The following is a 272-nucleotide window of genomic DNA, read 5'->3' on the forward strand; positions in this document are numbered from 1 at the left end:
CTCCTCCGTTACTCTTTAGGAGGAGACCGCCCCAGTCAAACTACCCACCATACACGGTCCCCGACCCAGATAATGGGCCCAGGTTAGAACGTCAAGCACGACAGGGTGGTATTTCAAGGATGGCTCCACCACAGCTGGCGCCATGGTTTCATAGCCTCCCACCTATCCTACACAGACGAACTCAACGTTCAGTGTAAAGCTATAGTAAAGGTTCACGGGGTCTTTCCGTCTTGCCACGGGAACGCTGCATCTTCACAGCGATTTCAATTTCA

1 rRNA gene is annotated in these 272 nt (G+C 52.6%); it reads right to left on the reverse strand.

The window, feature by feature from the left end:
- A 23S ribosomal RNA gene (locus tag VG543_RS21215) occupies positions 1-272 on the reverse strand; the annotation flags it as partial.

It is taken from the genome of Stenotrophomonas sp. CASM101 (assembly GCF_049384845.1).
Classification (GTDB): domain Bacteria; phylum Pseudomonadota; class Gammaproteobacteria; order Xanthomonadales; family Xanthomonadaceae; genus Stenotrophomonas; species Stenotrophomonas hibiscicola.